At 66.6% G+C, this 13,348-nt stretch carries 15 protein-coding genes; 7 read left to right on the forward strand and 8 right to left on the reverse strand.

What is annotated here, in order from left to right; translation table 11 throughout:
- Positions 1-48: 48 nt before the first annotated feature.
- Entirely contained in the window at positions 49-1,377 is a 1,329-nt protein-coding gene (locus tag WEB52_02920) for a hypothetical protein (GenBank protein ID MEX2225384.1), read from the forward strand.
- A gap of 125 nt (positions 1,378-1,502) precedes the next feature.
- On the opposite strand, the gene WEB52_02925 is transcribed toward WEB52_02920, so the two are convergent.
- The 7 genes from WEB52_02925 to WEB52_02955 all read right to left on the reverse strand — a co-directional run bounded on the left by WEB52_02925 (position 1,503) and on the right by WEB52_02955 (position 6,543).
- Positions 1,503-2,291 (reverse strand): alpha/beta hydrolase, encoded by a 789-nt coding sequence (locus tag WEB52_02925; GenBank protein ID MEX2225385.1) that lies wholly within the window; start codon positions 2,289-2,291, stop codon positions 1,503-1,505.
- A gap of 324 nt (positions 2,292-2,615) precedes the next feature.
- On the reverse strand, positions 2,616-3,368 hold the full coding sequence (locus WEB52_02930; protein ID MEX2225386.1) for a 16S rRNA (uracil(1498)-N(3))-methyltransferase: 753 nt from the start codon (positions 3,366-3,368) through the stop codon (positions 2,616-2,618).
- Positions 3,365-4,267, reverse strand: coding sequence for a 50S ribosomal protein L11 methyltransferase (gene prmA / locus WEB52_02935; GenBank protein MEX2225387.1), 903 nt, complete (start codon positions 4,265-4,267; stop codon positions 3,365-3,367). Before prmA ends, WEB52_02930 begins: the two co-directional genes overlap by 4 nt.
- A 4-nt stretch (positions 4,268-4,271) precedes the next feature.
- A complete protein-coding gene (locus WEB52_02940; GenBank protein MEX2225388.1) occupies positions 4,272-4,811 on the reverse strand; it encodes a zinc ribbon domain-containing protein in 540 nt (179 codons plus the stop codon).
- Complete coding sequence (locus tag WEB52_02945) at positions 4,808-5,338, reverse strand: mismatch-specific DNA-glycosylase (GenBank protein MEX2225389.1); 531 nt, start codon at positions 5,336-5,338, stop codon at positions 4,808-4,810. Before WEB52_02945 ends, WEB52_02940 begins: the two co-directional genes overlap by 4 nt.
- Before the next feature lie 66 nt (positions 5,339-5,404).
- Positions 5,405-6,211 (reverse strand): DedA family protein, encoded by an 807-nt coding sequence (locus tag WEB52_02950; GenBank protein MEX2225390.1) that lies wholly within the window; start codon positions 6,209-6,211, stop codon positions 5,405-5,407.
- Positions 6,212-6,252: 41 nt separating this feature from the next.
- Positions 6,253-6,543: a 4a-hydroxytetrahydrobiopterin dehydratase gene (locus WEB52_02955; protein MEX2225391.1), complete on the reverse strand. Its 291-nt coding sequence runs from the start codon at positions 6,541-6,543 to the stop codon at positions 6,253-6,255.
- Between the two features lie 171 nt (positions 6,544-6,714).
- Here WEB52_02955 and WEB52_02960 point away from each other — a divergent pair, with 171 nt between their 5' ends.
- Both WEB52_02960 and WEB52_02965 read left to right on the forward strand, forming a co-directional pair.
- The gene (locus WEB52_02960; protein ID MEX2225392.1) at positions 6,715-7,362 is read left to right on the forward strand and encodes a methyltransferase domain-containing protein; all 648 of its coding nucleotides are present in this window, start codon (positions 6,715-6,717) and stop codon (positions 7,360-7,362) included.
- 75 nt (positions 7,363-7,437) lie between these two features.
- Positions 7,438-8,523 carry a class I SAM-dependent methyltransferase gene (locus tag WEB52_02965; protein MEX2225393.1) on the forward strand — a complete coding sequence of 362 codons (1,086 nt, stop codon included), beginning with the start codon at positions 7,438-7,440 and terminating at the stop codon, positions 8,521-8,523.
- A gap of 3 nt (positions 8,524-8,526) precedes the next feature.
- Here the strand turns inward: WEB52_02965 and lepB are convergent, their stop codons facing one another.
- The gene (lepB, locus tag WEB52_02970) at positions 8,527-9,489 is read right to left on the reverse strand and encodes a signal peptidase I (GenBank protein ID MEX2225394.1); all 963 of its coding nucleotides are present in this window, start codon (positions 9,487-9,489) and stop codon (positions 8,527-8,529) included.
- 67 nt (positions 9,490-9,556) lie between these two features.
- Here lepB and WEB52_02975 point away from each other — a divergent pair, with 67 nt between their 5' ends.
- The 4 genes from WEB52_02975 to dnaJ all read left to right on the forward strand — a co-directional run bounded on the left by WEB52_02975 (position 9,557) and on the right by dnaJ (position 13,243).
- Positions 9,557-10,219, forward strand: a complete 663-nt coding sequence (locus WEB52_02975) for a sigma-70 family RNA polymerase sigma factor (protein ID MEX2225395.1) — start codon at positions 9,557-9,559, stop codon at positions 10,217-10,219.
- Positions 10,216-11,028, forward strand: a complete 813-nt coding sequence (locus WEB52_02980; GenBank protein MEX2225396.1) for a zf-HC2 domain-containing protein — start codon at positions 10,216-10,218, stop codon at positions 11,026-11,028. The genes WEB52_02975 and WEB52_02980 overlap by 4 nt, the downstream gene beginning before the upstream one ends.
- Positions 11,025-11,771, forward strand: a complete 747-nt coding sequence (locus tag WEB52_02985; GenBank protein MEX2225397.1) for an SIMPL domain-containing protein — start codon at positions 11,025-11,027, stop codon at positions 11,769-11,771. The genes WEB52_02980 and WEB52_02985 overlap by 4 nt, the downstream gene beginning before the upstream one ends.
- 338 nt (positions 11,772-12,109) lie before the next feature.
- Positions 12,110-13,243 (forward strand): molecular chaperone DnaJ, encoded by a 1,134-nt coding sequence (dnaJ, locus tag WEB52_02990; GenBank protein MEX2225398.1) that lies wholly within the window; start codon positions 12,110-12,112, stop codon positions 13,241-13,243.
- The last annotated feature ends 105 nt before the right edge of the window (positions 13,244-13,348 follow it).

Consider the following 13,348-nt stretch of genomic DNA (forward strand, 5'->3'; position numbering starts at 1 on the left):
GCCGGAGACCGGAGATCGGGCATGTGAGCATCGCGTATCATGCCCGACATGTCTGATTCGACTGAGACGGGTACGCAGGCAGCGCTACGACCGGCCGAGGCTGCCGAGGCCGCATACGACTGGCGCGGCGCTATCGAGACGTACGAACGCGTGCTTGCCGAGGCTGACGCCGCGCTTGATGAAGCGGCCGTGCTCACCGCGCTCGGGCGGTGCTACTGGAACCTGAGCGAGGCGCGGACGGCGTGGCGGGCGCTGCGGCGTGCGATCTCGCTGTACCAGCAGCGAGGCGACGGGGTAGGGCAGGCGCTGGCCACGCTGGAGATATCGCGCATCTGGGGACCGCCGGAGCGTCACCGCCAGATGCTGGACGACGCCCTGGAGGCGCTGGGCGATGCCGATGAGGCGGCACGGGCGCGCCTTCTGCTGTGCTACCGCTGGAGCGAGAACGACGTCGATGAGCGCTGGGACGAGGCGATGGCGATCGCGGAGCGCCTGGGACTCGACGACGTGCTCGCGTTCCGGGCGCAGCGGCAGGCATGGCAGACGATGGACGAGGGACGCGTCGAAGACGCGGTGGTCCTGTTCGAGCGCGCGCATGACACGTATGCGCGACTGGGCATGCACGACGTGGCGGCGGCGGTGCTGCGAAACATCGGGTTTCAGCTGATCGAAACCGGCGAACTTGACCGCGGATACGCGTACGCGGAACGGTGCTTCGAACACGCGTCGAAGGTGGGACTGCTCTTCACTGCGCAACTCGCACTGATGGACATGGCCGCGGTCCTCTACGCGCGCGGAGAGTTCGAGCGCTGCGAGGCGCTGCTCGGCCAGTCACCGGGTGAGACGGACTTTCGCGGCGACCTCTACCGGATGTGGATCGCCGAAGCGCGCGGCGACGTCGATGGGGCGCTGCGGTTGATGGTGAGTCCTGACCGCGCGGGGAAAGCGCCGACGGCGAGCGGACAGATCCACGCAGCGGCGGCAGGCGTGTTGTTTCGCGCGGGTCGCGTCGATGCGGCGGCCGAGGCGATGCGCGCGTGGATGTCGGTTGAACGACCGCCGGAAGACGCGGACTTCGCGTGTTTCGAAGCATCGCCGATGCTCGAGTGCATCCTCGCGCTCGGCGATGAGTCGCTGCTGCGCGATGTCCGCGACGCGTTCCAACGCTTTGAAGAAGGACCGCGCCCGGCGATGCGCTTCTCGACGTTGCAGGGTCGCGCGGTGGCGCCGCTGCGTGCGGGCGTGGCGTTGAAGTTGGGGCTGAACGACGAAGCGGAGCGATTGTATCGAGAGGGCCTTGAGTGGTGCGTGCGCGAGCGGTGCGAGCGTGATGCGGCGTTGTGCCGCGAGGGGTTGGCGGTGGTGGGCGTCGGGTGATCCAGTTCGTATTTCTCGGCACGGGCGCTGAAGCTACGCAGCTACATTTGGGTGCTGCCGGCTGACGCGCGAGTGCGTTGCACGACGGGATCCTTCGCTTCGCTCAGGATGACGCATTGCGCCGCTCAGGATGACGCGGATGCGACGGGTGAATGTTTGGTGAGGAAGTCGAGGGTGGCGCGTTTGAGTTCGGGGGCGCCGACGGCGGTGAGGTGATCGCCAGGGACCTTCACCAGCGTTGCGCCGGGGATCGATGCGGTGAGTTTGTCGCCGGAGCCGACGAGCGTGTCGTCTTCGCCGATCAGCACCATCACGGGCAGTGTCGTTTCGCCGAGCTTCGACGCGTCGAAGCTGTGGCGAGAGCGCGACTTCTGGAGCGCCGCGAGCGCACCGAGGTTGTTGCCGGTGCGCTCTGCGAAGATGCGGAATCCGCGTGCCGTGTCATTCTCGGAAGCTGCGCCGGGCGGCGCTTCCAACGCTGAAGCGATCGCGGCGGCGCGTTCGCTCATCGCGACGCCGGAGCGGTTGAGCACAGCATCGCCGACGCCGGCGAGGATCACGCTGCGGAAGCGTTCGGGATGGTTGACCATGAGCGCGGAGGCGATGAAGCCGCCCATCGAGTAGCCCATGAGGTCTGCCGTGTCGATGTCCAGCAGGTCCATGAGGGCGATGACGTCATCGGGCATCTTTGACTCGCCATAGGCCTCGGAGTCATGCGGCTTGCCGCTGCGGCCGTGTCCGCGGCAGTCGAGCGCGACGGCCATGCGGCCGTCGTTGACGAGCGCATCGATGATGCCGGGAGCGCGCCAGTTGCCTTGCAGGCTGCTGGCGAACCCATGCACGAGCACGATCGCGGGGCCGTCACCGTCGACGGTGTAGTTGATCTGTACGCCGTTGGAGTCGAACGCCGGCATTGTGTTCTCCGGGCGCATGCGCGCTCGATGTGCGGATATCAGTTTAGACGGGCGCGCCGGCCACGCGGAATGTCCCTCAATGCCTTTGCCCGCGCGGGGCACCAGTTAGCCGATCCCGCCGTCCCTCTAATCGACGGTCTATCGATTAGCAGCGGATTCGCGGCACGCAACATAAGAGCGTTGACACGCGGCCGCACGCGCATAGGATTGTCACAGGCCGGAGGGCGCAGCGACGCCGGCCGTCTCATCGGAGCGTCGCGAAGGGAGTCGCAGCGCTAGAGGGCAGTCCTTCGGGGCTGCCCTCTATGTTTGCGCAGCGGACCGTCAACCAAGTTCTCCGGCTGCTTGCATCACGAGCGTCGCTGCGATCAATCCTGCCGTCTCGGAGCGCAGGACGCGGCGTCCCATGGTGACGATCGTCGCGCCGGCGTCGCGCGCTGCCTGCACTTCTGCGTCCTCGTAGCCGCCCTCCGGGCCGATGAATATGCTGACTTCGGCCAGCGCGAATAGCGCATCGACCTCGGCGTCGAGCGCCGCTTGCACGCTCGGGGTGCGCTCGTCGGCGGCTTCGTACGGGAGCAACAGCACGCCCGGCGCGCTCGCGAGGGCATCGGCGAATCCCTGCGGCGCTTCGATGTCGGGCACCGCGCCGCGGCCGCTCTGTTCGGCCGCCTCGACGACGATGCGCCGCCAGCGCTCGGCGCGGTTGGCCCCTGCCTCCGGCTTCACCACCGAGCGCGCGGTCAGCAGCGGCGCGAAACGCGTCACGCCGATCTCCGTCGCCTTCTCCAGCAGCCATTCGAAGCGGTCGCCCTTGGTAATCGATTGATAGAGGTTGACCTTCACGCGCGCTTCGGGCGGGCTTTCGATGCGCTCCAGCACGGTGGCGGTCAGGCGCCGGTCGTTGATCTCGTCGATGCGCAGGCGCAGGTCTCCGGTGGCGCCGTCGAACAGGATGATCTCCTCGCCGGAGCGCATGCGCAGCACCTTCGAGAGACGGTGCGCGAGTGCTCCGCCTATTTCGATGCGTCCGCCGGCATCTGCTGCGCCGTGGTCGCTGTAGAATCGCCGCGTCACGCGCGTGTTGCCTCGATGCAGCGCCACTCTGCCATGGCGCGCACAGCGTCGATGCGGGCGCCTGCCGCTTCGAGCGCAGCGCACGTTTCGCGTTCGCGCGCTGTGATGACGCCCGACACGATCAGCCGGCCAGCGGGCGCGAGCGCGGCAACGAGCGACGGCGCCAACTCGACGATGGCGCGTGCGATGATATTCGCGACGACAACGTCGAAGCCGTGCGCATCTGTGTCGAACGGCCAGGCAGCGGCCAGGCTACCCTCGTCCACACGCGTGACCGGGTCGACGGCGTTCTTGCGCGCATTCTCACGCGCGATGCGCACGCAGTTCTCGTCGACGTCGGCAGCGAGCACGTCGGACGCGCCGAGTTTCGCAGCGGCGATGGCCAGGATGCCTGATCCGCAGCCGACATCGAGCACGCGCGCGCCCGGCCTCACCGCGCGCTCCAACGCTTCGAGACACATGCGCGTGGTCTCATGCTGGCCCGTGCCGAACGCCATGCCCGGGTCGAGGGTGACGACGACATCGTCCGGTTGGACGTCGTACGTACGCCAGGAAGGCACGACGACGATCCGATCGCCGAAGCGTTCGACGTGGAAGTGCTCCTTCCACGACTCCGCCCAGTCTTCCTCATCAACCATGCACGTCGAGATCGCGGCGCTAATGCTCGCGCGCGTCATCGCTGCGAGCGCGCTTCGGGCGACGCTGTCGGCGCCTCCGGCGGACGCGTATGCGTGTACGACCGCCGGCGACGCGACATCGATGCGCGCGTCCGTTTCAAGGTCATCCTGCGAGAAGCGGCGCTCGATCCAAACGTCGGCGCCCGTCACGTCGCGCAGAGCATCGCAGACGGCCTCGGCATCGCCCGGCGCCACGCGCGCGACGATCTCGACGTACCGCACCTGGTTAGCGCGCCTCGGCGCGGGCCTGCACGGACGTCGATCGGCCGCTGTCACGCTCGCGCTCGTAGTCGTGCCATTCGTTGACGAGCCGGCGATGCGCGAAGTCGTATCCGATCGAATCGCCGATCCAGCCGCCGAGCAGGCCGGCGAAGATGCGCCCGCCTACGATGAACACAGCGGTGGCGCCGGCGAGCATCCACAGCGACTGCTCGTAGCGGTAGACGGCGAGGCCGGCGAGGAGGATGAAGAGCAGTAATCCGATGCCGAGACCGGCGAAGGCAAACGAATTGACGATCAGCGACTCGCGTTTGCGCATCCGCCGGTAGAGGTCGAAGAACGCCGAAGGGATTTTCTCCACCGGCGGGTAGTCGCGTGTGCTCGTGCCGCAGTGCGCGCACGCCTTGGCGCTCTTGCTGACGGGCGTGTAGCAGTGGCCGCAGAACCGTCCGACGTTGGGAATCTTGCCCTCGATCATCGCCGCCATGATCTCGTCGAGGCGATCGGAGAACACGGGGATGTCGACGTGGGCGGCGCGCTCGCTCATGATGCCGCCTTCGCCTTCGTCTGCTGCTGCGGGACGAGCGCGCGCAGTTCGAGGAAGAACTTCAACTTGTCGGCGCGCTGGTACGACGCCGTGCGCGCACTGGTCGATGGCATGACGAACAGGCGGATGCCATCGAGCGTTTCGTCCTGCAGCCCGAATCTGGTTGGATGCGCGGCGAACACTTCGTAGATGCGCTTGCCGTTGAAGCAGACGATGCCGGGGCGTGCGGCGAGCAACTTCTCGCGCAGGATCGCCGCGCCGGCCCGCAACTCATCGAGCGTCAGGTCCGTGAGCGAGCGCGAGGCGCGCGCGACCATGTTCGTAAGGCCGATGTTCCATTCGAGCACGCGCTCATCCTGTTCGTAGGTCAGCGGCTCGGTCACGAAGCCGGATTCGAATAACAACGGCCAGAAGTGGTTGCCCGGGCCGGCGTAATGATGGCCCGTCGCCTCGGAACGGAGCCCGGGGTTGATGCCTACGAACACGAGGTCGAGGCCGTTGCGAAGGTAATCGGGGAGCGGACTCACGCTAGAAAACGTAGCACACGGGAGGTGCGGCGGGAGGCGCTGGCGTACGCGCAAGGCGATGAAGCATCACTCCTGGTCGTCGACGGGCACGATGACGGTAGCTGGTTCGCCACGGCCGCCGGAGCCGCCGTCTCCTCGCTGCGCGCGGAGGATCGCCACCGTGATGGCGACGGCGAAGATCGCCAGGAATGCCAGCTCGAACAGCCGCACCATGCGCTTCGTATCGCCGAACTCGACGCCCGCAAGTCCCAGGACGACGCCCAGGCCGGTGAAGACCATCGCCCAGAGGATGCCGCCCATGTAGTCGAGCGGCGCCCATTTCCGGTACGGGATGCGGAAGAGGCCCGCTGCGGCCGGTCCTACCGCGCGTGAGTAGCCAGCGAAGTGATAGGCGAGGATGATCCACGTGCGATTCGACTCCATCGGCCCGCGCACGCGTTCGATCATGTGGTCGACGCCGGCAAGCTCAAGCGCGCGCTTGCCGCCGAGGCGGCCGATCACGTAGCTGATCGTGTCGCCGATGATCGTCGCGACGATCGCGAGCCCGATCACGTAGTAGACGTTGATGGCGCCGTTCTCCGCGGCGAGTCCGGCAAGTATGAGGATGATCGAACCCGGCACGAGCAAGCCGAGGAACATGCTGTTTTCGAGCAGGACGCCGAAGAACACCACCCAGTAGCCGTAATCGGCGAACAGGCGCTCGAGCTGGCGGAGAGTCCACTCGCTAAAGCGCTGGAAGACGTTCAGGCCATCGAACGGGGTGACGTAGGGCAGGACGAAGATGGCGAACACGAGCGCCAGCACGATGAGGTTGAAGTTGCGCTTGATCCAGTCTTCAGCGGCGCTGCCGTTCGCCGGCGGCTCTTCTGCCACGTGGTCAGTCCTGTCCGGGTCGCGCCCCGCTGTTGATCCGTCTAACCTGCCGACGTTCCCGCCGCCTCATCGATCTTCACGGCGAGGTCGAAGTCCTTGTCCGTGACGCCGCCCTCGCTGTGCGTCGAGAGCGACATCTCCACCTTGTTGTAGCTGATCTCGATGTCCGGGTGATGGTCGGCGGCCTCGGCGGCGTCCGCGACCAGGTTCACGAACGCCATGGCTTCCTTGAAGTCCTTGAACTCAAACTTCTTCTCGATCTCGTCGTCGTCGCGCTTCCAGCCCTGCAGGGACTTGAGACGGCCATCGATCTCGTCTTTACCGAGGCGCATCGTGCGGCCTCCTTTCGTACCGCTTCCATTCTCAAGGAGGACGGACACCCTCGCAACCCGCGGGGGGTACAAGGCCGTGGGACGATCCTAATTCGCAATATACGTGGCGGGCGACAGCATCGCGGGCTGAAGACCGCGCTCCAATGGGTGGCGGGCCGCTACTATGGCCGCATGGATGAGGATGAGTTCAAACCGGCGTATTTCGAACGGCAGGATCCGTCGCCGGACGCGCTCTTCTACGCCGAGCCTCGCCTGGTGACGCACATCGACGAGCATGCGATCGCCGCCGCCGGCAGGGTGTACGGCGAACTGCTCCCGAAGGGCGGCGCGATCCTCGACCTCATGTCGAGCTATCGATCGCACATGCCGCCGGAGCTGGCATGGACGCGGCTTGCGGGGCTCGGGCTGAATGAAGTCGAGTTGCGGGAGAACGATCAGCTCACGGACTACGTCGTGCACGACCTGAACGCCGATCCGCGGACGTCCTACGGCGATGGCGAGTTCGACGGCGCCGTCGTGACCGTCTCCGTGCAGTACATGACGCGTCCGATCGAGATCTTCCAGGAGGTTGCCCGCGTCCTCAAACCCGCGGCGCCCTTCATCCTCACGTATTCCAACCGCATGTTTCCCACGAAGGCCGTCCGTATCTGGCGCGCGCTCGATGACCGCGAGCGCGCGGGGCTGATCGGGACGTACTTCAAGCGGTCGGGCGCATTCGGCGATGTGAGCGCAGCGCGCGCGAGCGCGGATGGTCCGCACGACCCGTTGTTCGCGGTATGGGCGTATACACTCGACGGCGGGCCTCAGACTGTCGTTTGAGGCCGAAATCGCATCTAATGTTGCGGCGCGGCTGTTATGTTACGCCGGGCGAGCGGACGTGATTGGCGAGGCAGCGTGATCCATCATGGCGAGACGGTGATCGAGCAGACGTACGTGACCAAGGACACCCAGGCGATGAAGATCTTCGCGTGGGCGGCGGGGGCGGCGAGCCTCCGGATGGCGTACTACGGCATCCGCATGGGTTTCTTCCAGGCGATCGTCGATGCGCCGGGCGGCGTCACCATCGAGGAGCTTGCCGAACACACGGGCAGGGATGACCGTTTCGTGCGCGCGTGGGCGAAGACGGCGCTCGCGGGCGAGCTGCTCGAGTATCGGCCTGCCACGTCGCGCTTCACGATGGCGCCGTTCATGGACCAGCTCCTCCTCGACGACGACGACTTCCAATACTCGGCAGGGCTCGTCACGAACCATGCGGTGGAGTCTCGCCTCGCCGACCGCGTCGCCGCGTCGTTCGAGACCGGCGAGGGCATCCCGTTCGCCGAATACGGGCCGGAGATGGTGGAGACGATCCACGCGTTCAGCAAGGCGGCGTATGAGCTGTTCCTGCCGAGCGTGCTGATTCCGGAGCTGCCGGAACTCAAGGAACGGCTCTCGCACGGCGGCACCATTCTCGAGCTTGGGTGCGGCGCCGGCGCGGGCCTGGTATCACTGGCGCGCACGTTTCCGGAGTGCACGGTGACCGGACTCGATCCCGACCCGACGTCGATCGCGCTGGCGCGCGAGAAGATCGAGACGGCGGGGCTCGGCGAGCATGTGCACGCCGAGGAGATGCGCGGCGAAGACCTCACCAGCGAAGACGCCTTCGACTTCATCTACGTGCAAATATCGCTGCATGAAATGGACGATGCGCGGATCGTGCTGGCAAACGCGCGTCGCGCTCTCAAAGAGGATGGCATCCTGCTGATCACGGAGATCCGTGGCCCCGACAACGTCGAAGACTGCCGCGGCACGTACAACGCCGTGCTCGCGCACATCGACCTGTTCTACGAGATCCCGCAGGCAGTGGCGAAGGGCGGCCATGCCGTCGGCTTCTTCAACCGCGCGGAGATCGAGCAGATGTGCGGCGACGTCGGGCTGCGCAACCTGCGCGAACTGGACCTCGAACAGCCGTTGTATGCGGCGTTCGTCGCGGAGAAGTAGAAGCTACGGCGCCAGAGGTTTGATGATCTTGTTGTTGACGAAGCTCAGGTCTTCGAACGGCCAGTAGCGCAGCCATGCCTGGCCGATGATGTTCTCCTCCGGCACGAAATCGCATTGCTGCTGCTCAGGGCATGAGTTCGCCCACTGGTGCGAATCGAAGCTGTTGCGCCTGTTGTCTCCCAGCACGAAGTAGTTTCCTTCGGGCACCGTCTTGGGGCCGTAGGTGTAATTTGGCGTCGCGAGAATGTAGTCCTCCTCCAGGCGCGCGCCGTTGATGAAGACGGCGCCATCCTTCACTTCGACCGTATCGCCGGGCACGCCGATCACGCGCTTGATGAAGTCGCGCGTGGGATCCTGCGGAAACTTGAAAACGACGACATCACCGCGGCGTGGCGAGCGGAACAGGTGGCGCTCGCCGCCGTCGATGGGCAGGAACGGCAGAAACGTCTTCACGCGGTCCATGTCCACCCGGACGTACAACGCCTTGTTGACCAGCAGGTACTCCGAGTCGTGCATCGAAGGCTCCATGCTCTGACCTTCGACGCGAAAGTTCTGCACGACGGCGCGTACGGCGAAGAAGATGAGCGCCGCCAGGATGACCGTCTCGATCAGCTCGCGGCCGATGCGGCGCGCGCGCGCCCCGCTCGCCCGGCGGCGGCGCTTCTCGTACGGGAAGGCCCGCTCGTAAGCGCGCGGGCTCAGTCCGACGTCGGCGCTGGTGTAGGCCAACTCGAGCGACGCGGGCACATCGACGTAGCGCTCAGAGGCTTCCTCCCAGCCGTAGCGCGACGCTTCCGCCGGCCGATATGCCGGTTCCACGGAGGACGCTTCCGCGCTCGACACCGGAGATGGCCCATCGTCGTCGCGAGGCTCCGCCTCGCGGCTCGACGCGTCGGGGGGCAGTTCGTCGTCGGGGGGGAAGTTGCGGTCCGCCTCAGGCTGCGGACCGATCAAATCATCGGGCATAAGCGCCCCATTCTAGCACGCGCCGTCCGCCGCGCCGCCGTGTCGCTCTGTTAGAATCGCCCCGTCGATGCTCAATCGCTCTAATGACGCCGGCCTCGCTCCCGATGCGGAGATTCGCCTTGTCGAGCGCGCCCGGCAGGGCGACCTTGATGCGTTCAACAGCCTCGTCGAGATCCACCAGCGCGCGGTCTATAACCTCTGTCTCCGTATGATCGGGCATACCTCGGCGGCCGAGGATAGCGCCCAGGACGCGTTCATCTCGGCATGGCGGGGGCTCGCCGGCTTCAAGGGCGGCAGCTTCCGCTCCTGGCTGATGCGCATTGCCGCCAACGCCTGCACCGACGAACTGCGCCGCCGCGGGCGACGGCCGTCCGTCTCGATCGATACGCCGCCGCCGGGCGTCGAAGAGCCGATCGATGTGCCGGATACGGCCGAGGGCCCCGAGACGCAGGCGCTGCGGAAGGAGCACCAGACTGCCATTCAGGCGGCGCTGCTGAAGCTGCCCGCCGACCAGCGTCTGGCCGTCATCATGTGCGACGTGCAGGGTTTCGCGTACGACGAGATCGCCGCTGCCATGAGCGTCTCGATCGGCACGGTGAAGTCGCGGATCAGCCGCGGGCGCGAGAAGCTGCGAACCGAGCTCACGCGACAGGAACAATCGGGCGGTCAAGAGCGTCATATGATCACCGGCTCGAACCAAGATACGGCCGGGCATCGGACAAGAATGTGAAGAGACTGTTAGCGATCTTTACAGGTAGGCATCAACCCGACCGGGACGCCCTCTCCGCGTATCTCGACGGCGAACTCGCGTCCGAACGCGCCGCCGCCCTCGAAGCGCACGTGGCGGGGTGTGAAGCCTGCTCCACGATGCTCGAAGGCATGCGCGACGTGCGAACGATGCTTCGCGCGTTGCCGCAGGCGGATGCACCGCGCTCGTTCCGCGTGCGCCCCGAAGTTGCCGCAGAGCCGCGGCGCGGCATCCCGGCACCGCCGGCGCCGCTGCTGCGGGCGATGCCCGTGCTTAGTGCCGCGGCGGTGATCGTGTTTGCGATCACGGTGTCGCTGGACGTCGCCGGGGGCGGTAACGGCGACAACGGCTCATCCGCGGCGCGCGTCGCCATGTCTGACAGTGCCGGCACCGAGGCACTGGAGCAGGGTGGGCCGCCGGCGCCTGAAGATGAGTCCTTCAACGCGGACCGCGGCGCGACGCAGGATGCGCCGGCTGCGGGATCGCTGGCGCCCGCGGCGACCGCCACGACTGCCGCCGCAGCGCGGGCCGCTGCCGATGAGTCGGCGGGCGGCGCCGCGCCGGATGCCACCGCGATTGGCGCAACGGCGTACGCCGAATTGGCGCAGGGCGACTCAGCCACGGACGACGACGGCGAGCGAGATCTCGAAGCGACGTCTGTGGGACAGGATGATGACGACGGGAACAAACTGGCGCTGCGCATCGTCCAGATCGCATCGGCGGCGGTCGCGATCGTTGCCGCGGGCGTGGCGCTGCGGATGTGGCGAAAGCAAGGAGAAACAGTGGTATGAACCGCAGGCGATTATTCATTCTCGGCATGGCACTGGCGCCGCTCGCCCTTGTGGCCGCCGTCTGCGGCGACAGCACGACGCGCATCGAAAACAGCGGCGAAGGCGCGCCGACGGGCATCACCGTGACCGGCGAAGGCAAGGTGCAGGGCGCGCCGGACGTGGCAATGGTTCAACTGGGTGTTTCGACGTTGCGCCCGACGGTCGCGGAAGCGCGCCAGCAGGCCGCCACGGCGCTCGACGCGATGATCAACTCGATGAAGGCGAACGGCGTCGAGGACGACGACATTCAGACGGCGAACCTGTACATCTCGCCGGAGTACGACTACCGCAATAACGAGACGATCCTACGCGGCTTCCGCGTCAGCAACACCGTTACGGTGAAGGTGCGCGAGATCGATACCACCAGCCAGGTGATCGACGATGCGGTGAGCGCCGGCGGCGACGACACGCGCCTCGAAGGCATCAACTTCACGATCGACGACCCGTCTGAGTTGCAGAAGCAGGCGCGTGAAGCCGCGGTGGCCGACGCACGCGCGAAGGCAGACACGCTCGCGGCTGCGGGCGGCATCAACGTCGGCGAGCCGATCATCATCAACGAAGGCAGTGTGTACGTGCCGCCGATCCCGTACGCCGCAGGACGCGCGGAGTTCGACGACTCGGCGCAGGCGGCGCCGGACACGCCGATCGAGCCGGGCCAGCTTGATGTGATCGTGAACGTCACCGTGACGTGGACGATCGAGTAAGTCGCCCGCGGGGCACACCGCCGTCATCGCAGATGGACAGGCGGGGCGCCTGTCCTCCACGCTTCGCGTCTCGCGATCGGCGCGCATGATTCGTTAGAGGGCAGGCCGCGGCGGTTGCGTCGTGCCATGCACAACCCGCGCGTAGAGGCTGCCGGTGCCGTTCGACCGAGCGGCGCAGAAACCCGGGTTGAGATCCGCCGCACTCCGGCATAACCCTCGTCATCATCGGCAGCCGCACCCGCTACAATGCATGGCCAATGCGACGACGAGGATGCGGGCGAGTTCCCGGCGATCCGCGACGGGATGACTGACCGGCTGAAGGACTGACCGACTCACACATGACCACAGACCAGAAACAGGACTATTACGACGCGCTCGGCTTGGCTCGCAACGCCAGCCAGGACGACATCAAGAAGGCGTACCGGCGCCTGGCGATGCAGTACCACCCCGACCGCAACAAGGACGACGGGGCGGAGGCGCGCTTCAAGCAGGTCACCGAGGCCTACGAAGTGCTCGCCGACCCCGAGCGTCGGGCGATGTACGACCGCTTCGGCCATGCAGGCGCCGCCGGCGAGAATCCGTTCGCGCGCGGTTTCGAGGGGTTCGGCGGCTTCGGCGGCCTGGGCGATATCTTCGATGCGTTCTTTGGCGGCCAGGGTGGGCGCACGCAGCGCGGCCCTCAGCGCGGCGCGGACATCCGGCGGTCGATCACGATTTCGTTCGAGGAGGCCGTGTTCGGCGCCGACAAGGAGTTCGACGTGCAGGCCGCCGAGGTCTGCTCGCGCTGCGGCGGCAAGCGCGCCGAACCGGGCACCGAGCCCGAGAAGTGCCCGACCTGCAGCGGCACCGGTGAATTGCGACGCGTCCAGCAGAGCATTTTCGGCCAGTTCGTGAACGTCGCCATGTGCGATCGCTGTCGCGGCGAGGGACGCATCGTCACCTCACCGTGCACGCAATGCCGGGGCGTCGGGCGCGAGCGTCGCAAGCGGCGGCTGTCCGTGACGATCCCGGCAGGCGTCGATAACGGCTCGCAGATGCGCCTCAGCGGCGAGGGCGAGATCGGCAACGGCGGCGGCCCGCGCGGCAATCTGTACCTGCAACTGAACGTCAAGCCGCACCAGATCTTCCAGCGCGATGAAGACGACCTGATCTACGACCTGGAGTTGAACTTCGCGCAGGCGGGTCTCGGTGACGAGGTCGACCTCCCGACGATCGACGGCGAGCCGCACACGCTGCGGATCGTCAGTGGTACGCAGTCTGGCGAGGTGTTCGTCGTGAAGGGTAAGGGCGTGCCGCACCTGCGAGGCGGCGGCCGGGGCGACATGCTCGTTCGCGCGAACGTCGTGACGCCGAAGCAGCTCAGCAAGGAGCAGAAGGAACTGCTGCGTCAGCTCGCGGAGTCGATGGGGACCGAGGTCAAGCCGCAGGAAGACAAGGGCTTCATGGGCAAGATCAAGGACGCGCTCACCTAACTTCCACGGGGGTCGCCGGCAAAGCGTCAGCTACGCGATGGCCTGGCGATAGGCGTCGCCGTCAATTTCCATGCGAGAATCTCCGACGGCGGGACCGTCCGTGGT

This window comes from Dehalococcoidia bacterium (assembly GCA_040902535.1).
GTDB lineage: Bacteria > Chloroflexota > Dehalococcoidia > DSTF01 > JACRBR01 > JBBDXD01.

Coding starts and splice junctions, on each gene's coding strand:
- WEB52_02985 (MEX2225397.1), top strand. CDS start 11,025: ATGAACCGCAGGCGATTATTCATTCTCGGCATGGCACTGGCGCCGCTC.
- dnaJ (MEX2225398.1), top strand. CDS start 12,110: ATGACCACAGACCAGAAACAGGACTATTACGACGCGCTCGGCTTGGCT.
- WEB52_02955 (MEX2225391.1), bottom strand. CDS start 6,543: ATGCGCCTCGGTAAAGACGAGATCGATGGCCGTCTCAAGTCCCTGCAG.
- WEB52_02960 (MEX2225392.1), top strand. CDS start 6,715: ATGGATGAGGATGAGTTCAAACCGGCGTATTTCGAACGGCAGGATCCG.
- lepB (MEX2225394.1), bottom strand. CDS start 9,489: ATGCCCGATGATTTGATCGGTCCGCAGCCTGAGGCGGACCGCAACTTC.
- WEB52_02920 (MEX2225384.1), top strand. CDS start 49: ATGTCTGATTCGACTGAGACGGGTACGCAGGCAGCGCTACGACCGGCC.
- WEB52_02975 (MEX2225395.1), top strand. CDS start 9,557: ATGCTCAATCGCTCTAATGACGCCGGCCTCGCTCCCGATGCGGAGATT.
- WEB52_02940 (MEX2225388.1), bottom strand. CDS start 4,811: ATGAGCGAGCGCGCCGCCCACGTCGACATCCCCGTGTTCTCCGATCGC.
- WEB52_02925 (MEX2225385.1), bottom strand. CDS start 2,291: ATGCCGGCGTTCGACTCCAACGGCGTACAGATCAACTACACCGTCGAC.